Source organism: Flavobacterium sp. PLA-DH12 (assembly GCF_059511845.1).
On record NZ_JCAMPD010000007.1, the window covers coordinates 190,204 to 204,928 of the forward strand.

The 14,725-nt window shown below is 33.2% G+C and carries 7 protein-coding genes; 5 read left to right on the plus strand and 2 right to left on the minus strand.

The genetic code is table 11. From position 1 onward, the window contains the following. Positions 1 to 270: 270 nt before the first annotated feature. On the minus strand, positions 271 to 2,016 hold the full coding sequence (locus tag AC5ZCW_RS15330; RefSeq protein ID WP_343542790.1) for an ABC transporter ATP-binding protein: 1,746 nt from the start codon (positions 2,014 to 2,016) through the stop codon (positions 271 to 273). A 356-nt stretch (positions 2,017 to 2,372) separates the two neighbouring features. On the opposite strand from AC5ZCW_RS15330, the gene AC5ZCW_RS15335 reads away from it, so the two are divergent. From AC5ZCW_RS15335 to AC5ZCW_RS15355, 5 genes are all read left to right on the plus strand, one after another. After that, complete coding sequence (locus tag AC5ZCW_RS15335; protein WP_496120741.1) at positions 2,373 to 3,170, plus strand: hypothetical protein; 798 nt, start codon at positions 2,373 to 2,375, stop codon at positions 3,168 to 3,170. Positions 3,171 to 3,265: 95 nt separating this feature from the next. Then, positions 3,266 to 4,216: a GSCFA domain-containing protein gene (locus tag AC5ZCW_RS15340; RefSeq protein WP_496120742.1), complete on the plus strand. Its 951-nt coding sequence runs from the start codon at positions 3,266 to 3,268 to the stop codon at positions 4,214 to 4,216. Between the two features lie 163 nt (positions 4,217 to 4,379). Next, complete coding sequence (locus AC5ZCW_RS15345) at positions 4,380 to 9,491, plus strand: translocation/assembly module TamB domain-containing protein (RefSeq protein WP_496120743.1); 5,112 nt, start codon at positions 4,380 to 4,382, stop codon at positions 9,489 to 9,491. Beyond that, entirely contained in the window at positions 9,475 to 11,787 is a 2,313-nt protein-coding gene (gene tamL / locus AC5ZCW_RS15350) for a translocation and assembly module lipoprotein TamL (protein WP_496120744.1), read from the plus strand. The genes AC5ZCW_RS15345 and tamL overlap by 17 nt, the downstream gene beginning before the upstream one ends. A gap of 194 nt (positions 11,788 to 11,981) precedes the next feature. After that, complete coding sequence (locus tag AC5ZCW_RS15355; protein WP_343542781.1) at positions 11,982 to 12,617, plus strand: DUF4230 domain-containing protein; 636 nt, start codon at positions 11,982 to 11,984, stop codon at positions 12,615 to 12,617. A 209-nt stretch (positions 12,618 to 12,826) separates the two neighbouring features. Here AC5ZCW_RS15355 and AC5ZCW_RS15360 read toward each other — a convergent pair whose 3' ends face one another. After that, positions 12,827 to 14,602 carry an aromatic amino acid hydroxylase gene (locus tag AC5ZCW_RS15360; protein ID WP_343542780.1) on the minus strand — a complete coding sequence of 592 codons (1,776 nt, stop codon included), beginning with the start codon at positions 14,600 to 14,602 and terminating at the stop codon, positions 12,827 to 12,829. Positions 14,603 to 14,725: the final 123 nt, after the last annotated feature.

Sequence of the window (14,725 nt, forward strand, 5' to 3'; positions counted from 1 at the left end):
ATACTAAGGGACTAAGTTTTTATAATTAACAACAAACGCGACAGGTTTTTAAAACCTGTCGCGTTTTGTGTTTAACATAGATTCAATAGCGTCCAGCTTTAGCTGGATGAAAAAGGTAAGAATTAGAAAAGGGCTTTAGCCAAACTATTACGTTTGGCTAAAGCCCTTTAGTTTTAATTTATTATATACATCCAGCTAAAGCTGGACGCTATTCAAAAAAGAAAGAACTTAGAACCTTAGTATCTTAGCACCTCAAAACCTTTTAAAAAACTATTTTCGCTCCCCAATCTGCTGGCGCCACATTGCATAATACAATCCTTTCTCCACGATCAAATCTTCATGTTTGCCTTGCTCAATGATTTTGCCTTGTTCTAGAACAAAAATTCTATCAGCATGCATCACAGTTGATAAACGATGCGCAATTAAAACCGTAATTCTATTTTTATCTGATATATTTCGAATAGTATCATTAATTTCTTCTTCAGTAATAGAGTCTAAAGCGGAAGTAGCTTCATCAAAAATCAATAAATTCGGATTTCTAAGAATAGCTCTCGCTATAGATAGACGCTGTTTCTCTCCACCAGAAACTTTAATTCCGCCTTCACCAATTGTGGTGTTTAAACCATCTTCTGCACGTCTAAGTAATTTATCGCAACTTGCACGTTTTAGAGCGTCGTATAAATCTTCATCGGTTGCATTTGGCTTAACAAATAACAAGTTCTCGCGAATTGTTCCTGAGAATAATTGAGCGTCTTGGGTAACGAAACCAAGTTGTTTTCTTAAGTCTAATAAATCAATTTCGGTAGAATCAATATCATTATACAAAACCTGACCTTCTTCTGGGGTATATAATCCAACTAATAATTTTACTAAAGTCGTTTTTCCAGATCCAGATGGACCAACAAAGGCAACGGTCTGGCCTTGTTTAATTTCGAAATTAATGTTCTCAACCGCCTTAAATTTGGCTGTTTTATGCTGAAAACTTACATTTTCGAAAAGCAGTTTCTGAATTGCGCCAATATGTTTTGGGGATTTTGGACGGAATTCTTTTGGAGCATTCAATAAGTTTTTGAAATTTTCCATCGAAACTTTAGTCTCATTTAAAGCAATAATAAAGTTTCCTAATTCTTGTAAAGGACCAAAAATAAAGAAGGTAAAAAAGACCATTGTCAATAAATCTCCAACAATAATTTTTCCTCCAAACAAGAAATAATACAATGCAAAAACCACACAAGTTCTTAGGAAATGAACCGTTGTTCCTTGGATGAAACTTAAACTTCTAATGAATCTGATTTTCTGTAATTCTAATTGAAGAATTTTAAACGTATTTAAGTTTAAACGCTTTTCTTCTTGATACGTCAAACCAAGACTTTTTACTAACTCGATGTTTCGCAAACTTTCGGTTGTAGAACCTGCCAACGCATTGGTTTGATTCACAATTTTTCGAGAAACAATTTTGATTTTTTTTCCTAGATACAAACTCACCAAAGCAATAATTGGCGCTGTAATTAAAAAGATAATCGAAATTCTAAAATCAATTCTTGCAACATATACGATTACGAATATAAAACCGATAATAGTCTGAAAAATTAAAGAGATAGAAAGTGTAATGAGTTTTTCTGAATCGATTCTAACTTTTGTCAATTTGCTTAAAGTTTCACCACTTCGCTGATCTTCAAATTCTGCATAAGGAAGATCAAGAGATTTTTTGATACCGTCAGTATACATTTGCGCACCAGTACGCTGAATAACCACATTGGTAAAATAATCTTGGAAATTTTTGGTAATTCGAGAAATCATGGCTGCACCAAGCGAAAGACCAAGCCAGAAAGCTAAAGATTTTATAAATCCGATTTCGTTTCCTTTGTATTTTGCCAGACCGACACCACAGTCTTGCATTAATTTTCCTGTAATTACAGAGTCTGACAAACTGAAACAAATGTTGATAGTAGCCATTATCAAAGCAAAAAACAAAAGCATTTTGTGTCTGATAATGTAGGTATATAGTAATTTCATATAAGATTTAAAAAAAATGGAAGATGCAAAAGTAAGGAATTGTTTTAGTTTGTGAAGTTCATTTCTGTTATTAAAAATGTATTTTTTTACTGATAAAGTTGTCTATGGAGTTTTAAAAGTTTTTTATGTGTTTCAATTTTTTTAGTGAAAATTAAATAATGCATAAAAGCGTAAATTTTTTTTGAAATACTTGGTTTTTTAGAAAAAAAACTCATTAAGTAGGTTTTTTATATTGTTTAATACTAGTGTTTTAAGAATTATCTTAATTGTAAATTGTACTTTGATGTGGATTCCCGTAAGGTTTTAATATTTGGTTATAGTACGTTTGCACCATTAAGAATTTTAACCAAATCAAAATGAAAAAAATTTTATGCTTTTTTGGTGCTTTAGCACTAGTCTTAACATCTTGTTCAAGTGATGATAATCAAGAAGGAAATGTTATTTTGCCAAAAACAATTAAATATTCTAGTGTAGGATATCCTTCAGAAAATTCTACTTATGTAGCAACTTACAATGGTACTAAAATTGTAAGCATGAAAGATGAAACAGGAAGAACTGATTATACTTACGATGGTAACCTTGTGGTAAAAGAAACTAATTATGATACTGAAAGCGGTAAAGATATTATTAGCGACATAACAACGTATAAATATACAAACGGAAAACTTACAGAGTATGTTTATGCAGAAGGTTTTTCTACAGCATTTCCTAATGGTGAATACAACAGCAGAATAGTATTTACGCATAACGCAGATGGAACAGTAAAAAGAGAGCGCTACAATATAAATGGTACTATAGAGAAAAAAAGTGTTTATTCTGAAGTGTTAACTTTTGCAAACGGAAATCTAGTTAAAAGTGTACAAACAGATTCAGAAACAGGTACTGTATTTACAGCTCAATATGAATATGACAATAAAAACAATCCATACAAAAACATTGCAGGATTCAATTTGCTAATAGATCATAGTGAAGGTGAAGGTTCTGTGTATAGCTCGGTGAACAATGTTGTTAAGTATACAGCATCTTATTCAAATCAAACACCAAATGTATACAAAAGCGAAATCTTATATGATGCAAATAATTTCCCTTCAAAAATTACTAATTTCAAAAGAGACGGAATTACAGCTGCTGAATCTAATGAGTATACTTATTAATTAAAAGCATTACTATAATTATAGAAACCAAATACTTTTGTATTTGGTTTTTTTATTGCTTAAAATTGATGAAATTCGTGTTTAAATTAGAAATCATGCAATTCAGAACTCAAATACCCGTTTCAAAAAGTAATAATCCGATCAATTACGATTCGAAAATACTTTCTATAGGTTCTTGTTTTGCTGAGAACATGTCTGAGAAATTTGACTATTTTAAATTTCAGAATGAGACCAATCCGTTTGGAATTATTTTTAATCCCGTTTCTATCGAAAAATTATTTGATAGAGTTTTGAAACAAGAATGGTTTGAAGAAAAAGATGTTTTCTTTTATAATGAGCGTTGGCATAGTTTTGAAGTTCATTCAGATTTAAGCAACTCTGATCGTCAGGAATTATTAGAAACGCTAAATAAAGCAGTAACAGAAACGCATAAACAGCTTAAAGAAGCCACGCATATTATTGTCACTTTTGGAACTTCATGGATTTACAGAAATCTCGATAAAGATCAAATTGTAGCCAATTGCCATAAAGTGCCTCAGAAACAATTTTCTAAAGAATTACTATCGGTCGAAATAATTCAAAAAAGTATTCAAAACACAATTGAAGCTGTTCAGGCTTTAAATCCTAATATAAATTTCATTTTCACTATTTCCCCGGTTCGCCATATAAAAGATGGCTTTGTGGAAAATCAGTTAAGTAAGTCACATTTATTTACAGCATTGCATAAGACTTTTGACTTTCGACTTTCAACTTTTGACTACTTCCCTTCCTACGAAATCATGATGGACGAACTTCGTGATTATCGTTTTTACAACGAAGATATGTTACATCCGAATCAGATTGCGATAGATTACATCTGGAAGCTTTTTAGCGAAAATTATGTTTCAGAAGAAAGTATTTCTGTTATGAAAGAAGTAGACGAAATCCAAAAAAGTTTGCGTCATACAAGTTTTAATCCAGAATCAGAACAGCATCAAAAGTTCTTAGCAAAATTACAGCAGAAAATAGAAACCCTAAGTGAAAAACTTCCGCATATAAAATTTTAGAAAAACTTCGAGCCTCTGTGCCTTCGTGGCAAAACAACAATAAAATTTTAGAATAATTGCTCAGAATTATGTAAATTGTTAAGGTTTAAATTTTACATTTTTGTAAAATGTGCAACCTTGCTTTTTCAGAAGCAATTTTAATCTAATCCGATTTTATTGACGTATGAATAAGAAACCTGTTTATTTTCTTAAAAAAACACTTCGTATCCTAATGTGGTGCGTGGTTTCTGTGATTGTGTTATTATTGCTTTTAATAATCTTAATTCAGGTTCCGTCGGTTCAGAATTTCGTTAAAGACAAAGCAATTACTTATCTTGAAGGTAAGATCAAAACCAAAGTTTCTCTAGATAAAATTCTAATTAAATTTCCTAAAGATGTAGTTCTGGAAGGTTTTTATTTTGAAGACCAAAAAAAAGATACTTTGTTGGCAGGTAAACGATTAGAGGTCGATGTGGATCTTTTTAAATTGGTGAGCAGTGAACTCGAAATTAATTCGGTTTCATTGGAAAACGTAAAAGCCAATATTTCTAGAGATAAAAATGGCGTTTTCAATTTTGATTATATCTTAAAAGCATTCGAATCAAAAGAACCAGAAGTAGAAGATCCAAATGCTAAACCCTTTAAAATTTCGGTTGTCAAAGTAAATCTTGATCAGGTTAAATTCAATTTTAAAGATGATTTTTCCAAGAACGACATTCGCGTAAACCTGACGCATTTTGATACCAAATTCAAAAAGTTCGATCTAGATAAAATGGATTTTAATATTCCGAGTATCAATCTGAACGGTTTGAAAGTTGTTTTAGATCAAGATGTCGTGGAGAAAATTGCAGAGGTTTCGGTTAAAACTGTTGATACGATTTCGAAAAGGCCAGATTTCAAATTGGCTTTAGAAAAAATCACTTTATCTAAAATTGATATTTTATACGATAACAAAGATTCTAAACTCAATTCAGGCATTCGTTTAGGAAATTTAAACTTAGCAGTAAACGAAATAGACCTAAATAAACAGCTTTTGGATTTTGATACTTTCGAATTAAAAAATCTAAACGGAAATCTAAGATTAGGAGCAAAAGACAAGCAGATTGAAACTCCAAATTTAGACACAACAGCCATAAAACAAGCGGGTTGGAAGGCTAAACTTAATAAAGTTAATATTGAAAATATTGCCTTCAAGTTTGATGATATGCAGTCAAAACCAAAAACAAAAGGAATTGATTACGCGCATTTAGATTTGAGCAAATTCAATTTTAAAGCTGAGAAACTCTATTATGGAAATGATACGATTTCGGGGAATATAAAAACACTTACCGTAAACGAAAAAAGTGGGTTACAGATTCAGGCTTTTAAAACCGATTTCTTTTACGGACCCAAAAATGCTTCGCTGGATAATCTGTATTTAAAAACACCACAGACTCTTGTTCAAGATAAAGTTAAAGCCGAATATAAATCGTTAGAGTCACTTCAGAAAGATTTAGGAAATCTGGCTATTGATGCCAATTTGAAACAATCTAAAATTGGCTTCAAAGATATTTTATTGTTTGTTCCCGATCTTCAAAATACAAATCCGTTTAAAAGTAATCCAAATGCGATTTTGTATGTGGATAGCCGTGTTAGCGGAAAAGTAAAAGATCTAAATATTTCAAAATTTGAAATGAGCGGAATTGGTTCTACAAAAGTTTCTCTTTCGGGAAAAATTGCAGGATTGCCTGATGCCCAAAAAGCATATTATGATTTGAATATTAAAAAGATTTCAAGCACGGCAAAAGACATTAATATGTTTGTGCCAGCGGGAACAATTCCGAAGAATATTCAAATTCCTTCACAACTAAGTTTACAGGGAAAATTTAAAGGATCGGTTCAGAATTTCAAAACCAATCTGTCTTTAAATAGCAGTTTCGGAAATGCAAAAGTTGATGCTTTGTTCGATCAGCGTATTAAAAAAAGAGAAAAATACGATGCCCAGGTTTATCTTCTGGATTTCGATTTAGGCCGTTTAATTAAAAACGATTCTATCGGAAAAATTACGCTTAAAGCGAAAGTCAAAGGAACTGGTTTAGATCCGAAAACGGCAAATGCGGCGATTGATGGTTTGGTGCAGAAGGCGGTTTTTAATAGATACACTTATAAAGACTTGGCTTTAAAAGGAAATATCGAAAACGGTTCTTTTGCTGTGCAATCGGGAATGAAAGATCCAAATCTGAATTTCGATTTAACGGCAAGCGGAGATACAAAAGATAAATATCCAACTGTAAAATTAAAACTGAATTTAGATATAGCCGATTTAGACAAACTCAATTTGCATGCAGGTCCGATGAAACTTCGAGGAAATGTTGATGCCGATATAACCAACAGCAATCCAGATTTCTTAAACGGAAAAGTGTTTTTGTCGAATATTCAGATTTTGCAAGATGCAGAACCAATAGTTTTAGATTCGATTCGTGTTTTGGCTTTTGCAGATAAAGATAGCAATTCGATTAAAATTTCGTCACAGTTTTTAAAAGCCGAAGTAACCGGAAAATACAAATTGACGACTTTGGCAAACTCACTTCAAAAATCATTGTCGAAATATATTGATCTTAAAAATCCAAAAGTCAACGCAGAATCAGACGAACAAAGATTGGCTTTTATGCTTAAAGTCGATAATGATCCAGTACTTTTTAAATTATTGCCAAAATTAACTGGATTAGAACCTTTTACAATAAAAGGAAATTATAATAATCGGACAGATTCTTTGACAGTAAAAGGAATGATTCCGAGAATTGTTTATGGTGGCAACACAATTTCTGACGGAAAAATTAATATAGAAGCCAAAGAAAATGCGCTAGAATATTTAGTTTCTGTTGCAACAATCGAAAGCGGTTCTTTGAAAATTCCGTTTACAAGTCTGTCTGGAAATGTGCAGAATAATATTCTGACTTATGCGCTTGAAGTTCAAGATGCAAAACAAAAGCAGCAATATTTTATTGCAGGCGAATTTAAAGCAGAAGATTCTAAAAATATTGTAAAACTCGATGCAGACAGCTTTATTTTAAATTATGATAAGTGGAATGTCGATCCAGAAAATGCGATTGAGTTTGGTGAAAAACGACTTTATGTCAATAAATTCAATTTGAGTAATAACGGAAACGAATTAAAAATTCAATCTCAAGGAACACAAGACAATGCGCCGTTGCAAGTCGATTTTGTAAACTTCAAAATCGAAACCATTATGAATATGGTTAAAAAGGATGAACTGCTAATGCAAGGTCTGATAAACGGAAATGCGTTGGTTGAAAATGTGATGACAAACCCAACTTTTACTTCAGATCTAAAAATTGATGATTTTAGTTTTAAAGGCTCAAAAGTTGGTGATTTAGAAATAAAAGTAGATAATAAAACTGCCAATACGCTTGCTGCAAATGTAGCCTTGAGTGACGAAGGAAATGACTTAAAACTTACGGGAGATTATTTGTTAGATAATGGAAATTTTGATTTTGATGTAGTGATTAATAAATTGAATGTTAAAAGTATTCAAGGTTTCAGTATGGGGAATATTACTGAAGGGCAAGGGTTTTTATCAGGAAATTTTAAATTGACAGGAAATACTTCGGCTCCAAAAGTTAATGGAGAATTGATTTTTAATGATGCTGGTTTTAGAGTGACACAATTGAATTCGTACTTTAAAACCAAAAACGAAAAAATCACTTTTAATGATGGAACCATTTCATTTGATAAATTCTCTCTTTTTGACGAAAATGACAACGAATTGTTTGTAAATGGAACCATTCAATCTCCAGATTTTGTCAAATACAATTTCAATTTGTTGGTTGAAGCTGATGATTTTAGAGCCATTCATTCTAAAGCCAAAGACAACGATTTGTTCTATGGAGATCTATTCTTAGATACAAAACTGAATATTAAAGGAAATTTGGATAGTCCAGTTGTTGACGGAACGCTTAAAATCAATAAAGAAACTAAGTTTACTGTTGTTATGCCACAGTCAGATCCTTCAATTGCTGATCGAGAAGGAATTGTAGAATTTGTTGATGAAGACAATATGTACTTGAAACAAACGGTTAATATGCAGAACAAACTGAATCAGTCAGAATTGAAAGGAATGGATGTAAATGTGGCCATTTCAATCAATAAGGAAGCAGAATTAACTTTGCTGATTGACAAATCTAATGGCGATTACTTGAACTTAAAAGGTGAAGCAGAATTAGTCGGTGGAATAGATCAGTCTGGAAAAACAACTTTAACAGGGAAATATGAATTTTCGGATGGTGCTTACGAAATGAATTTCAACGGAATCAAAAGAAAATTTGATATTCAGAAAGGAAGTTATATCACTTGGAATGGAGAGCCGACAATGGCAACTTTAAATATTACAGCTATTTATAAAGTAAACACAGCGCCAATTGATTTGTTAGGAAATCAGATAAAAGGAGAAACTCAAGCGGTACAAAATACCTATAAGCAAAAGCTCCCTTTTCAGACTTTATTGAAAATGAATGGAGAATTGCTGAAACCAGAAATCTCGTTTGGAATTGTACTTCCTGAAGGGAATTATAATGTTGCTTCAAATGTTGTAGATATGACACGGGCAAAACTGAAACAATTAGAGCAAGATCCAGCAGAACTCAACAAACAAGTTTTTGCTCTTTTATTATTGAACAGATTTGTGGGCGAAAATCCGTTTGCAAGCGAAAGTGGTGGCGTAAGTGCAGAATCTTTTGCAAGACAGAGTGTGAGTAAAATACTTTCGCAGCAATTGAATAATCTAGCAGGGGATCTTGTTGAAGGATTTGAGGTCAATTTCGATTTGGAATCTACAGAAGATTACACCACTGGAACCATGCAGAACAGAACCGATCTAAATGTTGAAGTTTCTAAAAAACTGTTGGATGATCGATTAAAAATTACTGTTGGAAGCAGTTTTGGTGTTGAAGGACAAGAACGTGCCAATGAAGATAGCACCAATATTGCGGGCGATGTGGCTCTAGATTATCAATTAACAAAAGATGGCCGATATATGGTTCGAGCTTATCGCAAAAATCAATATCAGGTTGCGGTTGAAGGGCAGGTTATTGAGACTGGAGTTGCATTTGTTATTACAATGAGCTACAATAAATTTAGAGAACTATTTCATCGTACAGAAGCAGAAAAAGAATTGATAAGAGAAGAGAAAATCCGTAAAGAAAAAGAAAAGCAAAAAAAGAAAGAAGAAAAAGAAAAACAAAAACTGCAAGACAACGAAGACGAAAAAGAGATTAAGGGAAATGAGCAAAAAACGTAATTATATCAATATATATTTAAAGTGTTTCGTACTTCTTTCGGTATTTTTTGCTGTAGGATGCAGTAATACAAAATACCTTCCAGAAGGCGATCTGCTTTATACAGGAGGTTCTGTAACCATCAAAGATTCGATCATGAAAAAGAAAGATCGAAAAGTGTTGGAAACAGAATTAGAAGGTTTATTGCGCCCAAAGCCCAATAAACAAATCTTTGGGCTTCGTCCTAAATTATTGATTTATAATCTTGCCGGCGAACCTAAAAAAGATAAAGGAACAAGATACTGGTTACGCAATAAAGTTGGAGAACCGCCAGTACTTTTCAGTCAAGTTGATTTAGATTATAATGCGTCGGTTTTACGAAATTTTACAGAAAACAGAGGTTATTTTAAAACCCGTGTCAGTGCCGATTCGACTGTGCGAAATAAAAGAGTGACGGCCGAATATACGGTTACGCCTAGAAAACAATACATAATAAAAAGCGTTACGTTTCCAGATGATTCTTTAAAAATGTCAAAAATTATAGCAAAAAGTCATAGAAGAAGTCTCCTTAAAGTTGGAAAACCATATGATTTGGATGTGATAAAAGCAGAAAGAGAAAGAATCGATGCGAGGTTAAAAGAAAAAGGCTATTTCTATTTTAATCCAGATTATATTTTGGCAAAAGTAGACAGCAGTAAAGGCGATCACGAAGTACGAATTAGACTGGTTATAAAAGATGATACGCCTATAAAAGCTTTGACCGCTTATAAAATTGATAAGATTTTTGTGTATCCGAATTATTCTCTAACGAATGATAGTGCGGTTTATAGAAAAAGGAATATCACGCAATACAAAGATCTCACTATAATTGACACGACAGAAACTTTTAAACCAAGAATTTACGATCGGACAATTTATTTTAAAAAAGGAGATGTTTACAATCGAAAAGATCATAATTTAACTTTAAACCGATTTGTAAATCTTGGAACGTTTAGTTTTGTCAAGAACGAATTTAAGCCTTCAGATTCTATTCCGAATGCTTTAGATTCATACTATTTCTTGACACTTTTGCCTAAAAAGTTTATTCGTGTGGAAGTGATTGGAAAAACCAATTCTGCGAGTTATACCGGTACAGAATTAAATTTAAACTGGAACAACCGTAATTTTCTAAAGGGTGCCGAATTGTTTACGGCTTCTGTTTTTGGTGGTGCCGATTTTCAGTTGGGAGGAACAAACAAAGGAAAGAATATTTATAAACTGGGAGGAGAAGTTAGTTTAACCTGGCCAAGATTCATAACGCCTTTTCATATTGAAGGAAATAGCGAATATGTGCCAAGAACCAAAGCCACTTTGCGTTACGAATATCAAAAAAGGACGCAACTGTATGCTTTGAATTCTTTTAATACTTCCTTTGGTTATATGTGGAAAGAAAACATTCGTAAAGAACATCAATTGAATGTAATTGATGTGACCTATGTAAGCCCGAACCATGTAACGCCAGAATATATGGCAGATATAGAGCAAGATGCGGCTTTAGGAAAAGTAATTGAAAAACAGCTGGTTTTTGGCCCAACGTACAATTACACCTATACCAATACCATGCAGAAACGTAAAAAGAATACAATCTATTTTAATGGTGAATTGGATTTGGCGGGAAATTTAACTGGCTTGATCACAGGTGCTGATTATCCAAATAAGGTTAAAACCATATTTGATGTTCCGTTTAGCCAATATGTAAAAATCAGATCCGATTTCAGGCATTATTTAAAATTGGGAAAAGAAAGCGAATTAGCCAGCAGATTGATTGTTGGAGCGGGATTTGCCTATGGAAATTCGAATACACTTCCAGCATCTAAACAATTTGTAGTAGGGGGAACCAATAGTATTCGAGCTTTTAGAGCTAGAACTTTAGGGCCGGGAAGTTATGTTATTCCACCAACGACAAATGATAATTATACGCCTGATCAATCAGCCGATTTAAAACTGGAATTTAATACTGAATATCGTGCTAAGCTTTTCAGTATAGTAAGAGGCGCGGTTTTTTTGGATGCAGGTAATATTTGGTTGTTACACGCTGATCCGAACAAACCAGGAGCGGAAATTTCAAAAGATTTTATGAAAGAAATAGCTGTTGGAGCAGGAGCGGGTTTGCGTTTCGATTTATCCTTCTTGATTTTAAGAACCGATTTAGCTATTCCGCTTCGAAATCCTGCTTTACCAGATGGACAACGTTGGGTGATTGATGACATTAACCTAGGAAGCAGTTCTTGGAGAAAAGATAATCTGATTTTGAATATTGCTATTGGATATCCATTTTAAATTTATTTGCAGGGATCGATTAGCCACGAATTCACGAATTATTTTTAATTTGTTGGTTAGCTAGGCCGAATTTTTCGAATTTGATTTGTGAAATACTTCCATATTTTTAACCCAAAGGGATTAGCGAAAATTCGTGAATTCGTGGCGAAAAAAAAGAAAAAAAGGAGTAAATTGGTCTAAAATATTTTAGAGGAATGCAAAACTTGATCAAAAGAATTATAGGTGTCGGAGTTATCGTTTTAATAATTGTTCTTGGATTTAAATATTGCCAGTTCAAAAAAGAAGACGATTCAGATATTCAGTACAATACCAATTTAATTCAGCAGCAGATTCTTAACGTTGGAAAATTGGTTGTTACCGAAGGGCATTTCTCAGAAGTCATCACTTATAAAAATCAGCAGAAGTATTTAATGGACATGATTTCTTTTGAGAAAAAAGCACTCATTGTGGTCAATGCAAACGTAACGGTTGCTTATGATCTGCATCAAATGAAATATGATATTGATGAAAAAAACAAAACCATTACGATTTTAAATATTCCGAAAGAAGAAATCACCATAAATCCAGACATACAGTTTTATGATGTTGAGCAAAGCAAACTGAATCCGTTTACGGGAGACGATTACAATAAAATCAATAAATCGGTAAAAGCAAATTTGGCTAAGAAAATCGAAAATTCGACCCTAAAAACCAATGCTCAAAATCGGTTGATAAGCGAATTATCTAAGATTTTAATCATGACCAATTCAATGGGTTGGAAACTGCAATACAACGGAAAAACTATTGAATCTGAAACGGAGCTGACTAAGGATTTGAATTCAAAGTTGTAAAAAAGAATCTCGCAAAGACGTAGAGTAGCAAAGAATTTTTGTCACAGATTAAAGGATTAAAATGATTTTTTGAATTGCCTCCTGCTTTAGCTGGAGGAAAAATAAAGACCTAAGCAAAGGGCTTTAGCCAAAATATAGGATTTGGCTAAAGCCTTTTTTAATATTTTTACAAAATCGGCATCTTTGCGAGATTAAAAAAACTTCGTGTCTTAGTGCCTTTGTGGCAAATTAGGCAAAGAACTGTCAAAAATCAAATCCAATCCGCCAGAAATTAAATGTGCAATTTCAGGACGTCTTTCTTTCAATTGATCCAAATAAACCAAAACTTCCTGTAGAAGCTGTTTCTCGTCTGAATCCTTCAAAAGCTCAGCAATTTCAACAGACAATAACCAGTCGTTTGAATGGTTATTTTTTAGCTTTTCAAAAACAGATTTTAATTCGTTTTTAGAAGATTTATTCGTTCTGATTTCACGAACAGAAGCATACAAATGCTCCAATTCATCACGTTCATCAGTATGTTTTGCTTTGATCGTTTTCGTTGAAGGAACAATATTGATTAAGTCAAAACTATTTACATCGGCAGGACCTGAAAATGCCGAAATCACCTTTTTGCCAATTGCCATATCATAGTTACCCCACTCAGGCTGAAATAAAACGGTTTCTCCATGCGTAACGGTGCAATTTCTAAAACTGATTAAAATGATTTCTCCGTGAAGATTTCTAGAACCTGTGATAATTTCACCTTGCACAATAATATTGCCTTCAAATTCTAGTTTTACGGTCTCATTTTCTACAATACTGTAAGCCTGTAAATCCTTCGGACTCATATCTTCAATCGCTAGATTAAAACCTTTCAGTTTCCCAATCGGACTTCCAAAACCATGTGGATGTGTTAAAGTTCCATGACCCACTAATTCTTTTTCGCGGTAGGAAAGAGCCGTTTTTCCAGTGGTCTGAATATAAACTGGTTTTCCTTCTTCTTCAATAACATTTGTAAAAACTCCCGAAATCTGTAAACCTGTACTTAATTCAATAGTTCCTAAAGCATTCGATTGAATCAGTTTTTGAATTCCAGAAAGGCCTCCAGTTCGTAAAGCCATTTTATTGGCAAATTCTTCTAGAACTAAACTTAAATAAGAAAAATTTGGAGTCACATATAATTGAGGCTGTAACTGCGTAATATCAAAATTCTGATTTGCAGCCGAAATATCATAAGGTATTTTCTTTACATCATCGGTCATACAGTGGGCACTTTCTCCAATTGAAGAAAGCAATCCAGCGCCATATATTTTCGGGTTTTCAACCGTTCCGATCAAGCCGTATTCAACAGTCCACCAATGCAGGTTTCTTATTTGAGCCATTTCAGACAATTCTCCCATATCATTTTGCAAATCGGCAACCGCTTTTTCAGCTTCGTCGATTTTTTCTTGAGGCGTATCTTCGGCTTCTTTTAAAATAGAAAGCAGACGAATTGCTTCATACATTTGATAATCCTTGTGTGAGGAAATCGCTTTGCATCCAATTTCACCAAAACGTCTCAAATATTCCGCATATTCAGGATTTGCAATAATAGGAGCGTGGCCAGCACCTTCGTGAATAATGTCTGGAGCAGGAGTATATTCAATATGTTCCAATTGTCTAATATCAGACGCAATAACTAGAACATTGTAAGCCTGAAATTCCATAAAAGCATTTGGCGGAATAAATCCGTCAACGGCAACCGCTGCCCAACCAATTTCACTTAGAATTCGGTTCATGCCGTACATGCTCGGAATAGAATCAATTTCGATTCCTGTTTTGCGTAAGCCTTCCAGATAAGAATGATGCGCTACTTTAGAAAGATAATCTACATTTTTACGCATAACATATCGCCAAACCGCCTGATTGATAGGAGAATAATCGCTATAATCTTGAGGTTTAATAAATTGCTGTAAATGTTTAGGCAATCGCTCTAATAACGGATTGGTTTCAATGTTTGGATTCATTTCGAAAACGTTGTAGATTAAAATGTAAAATTACGAATTTACGGCTCGTTTTTTTATCATCCATCACAAAATTTTTATTCGAAATTGATTTTTATTGCATTTTTGTAGATTTTGAAAAAGTGG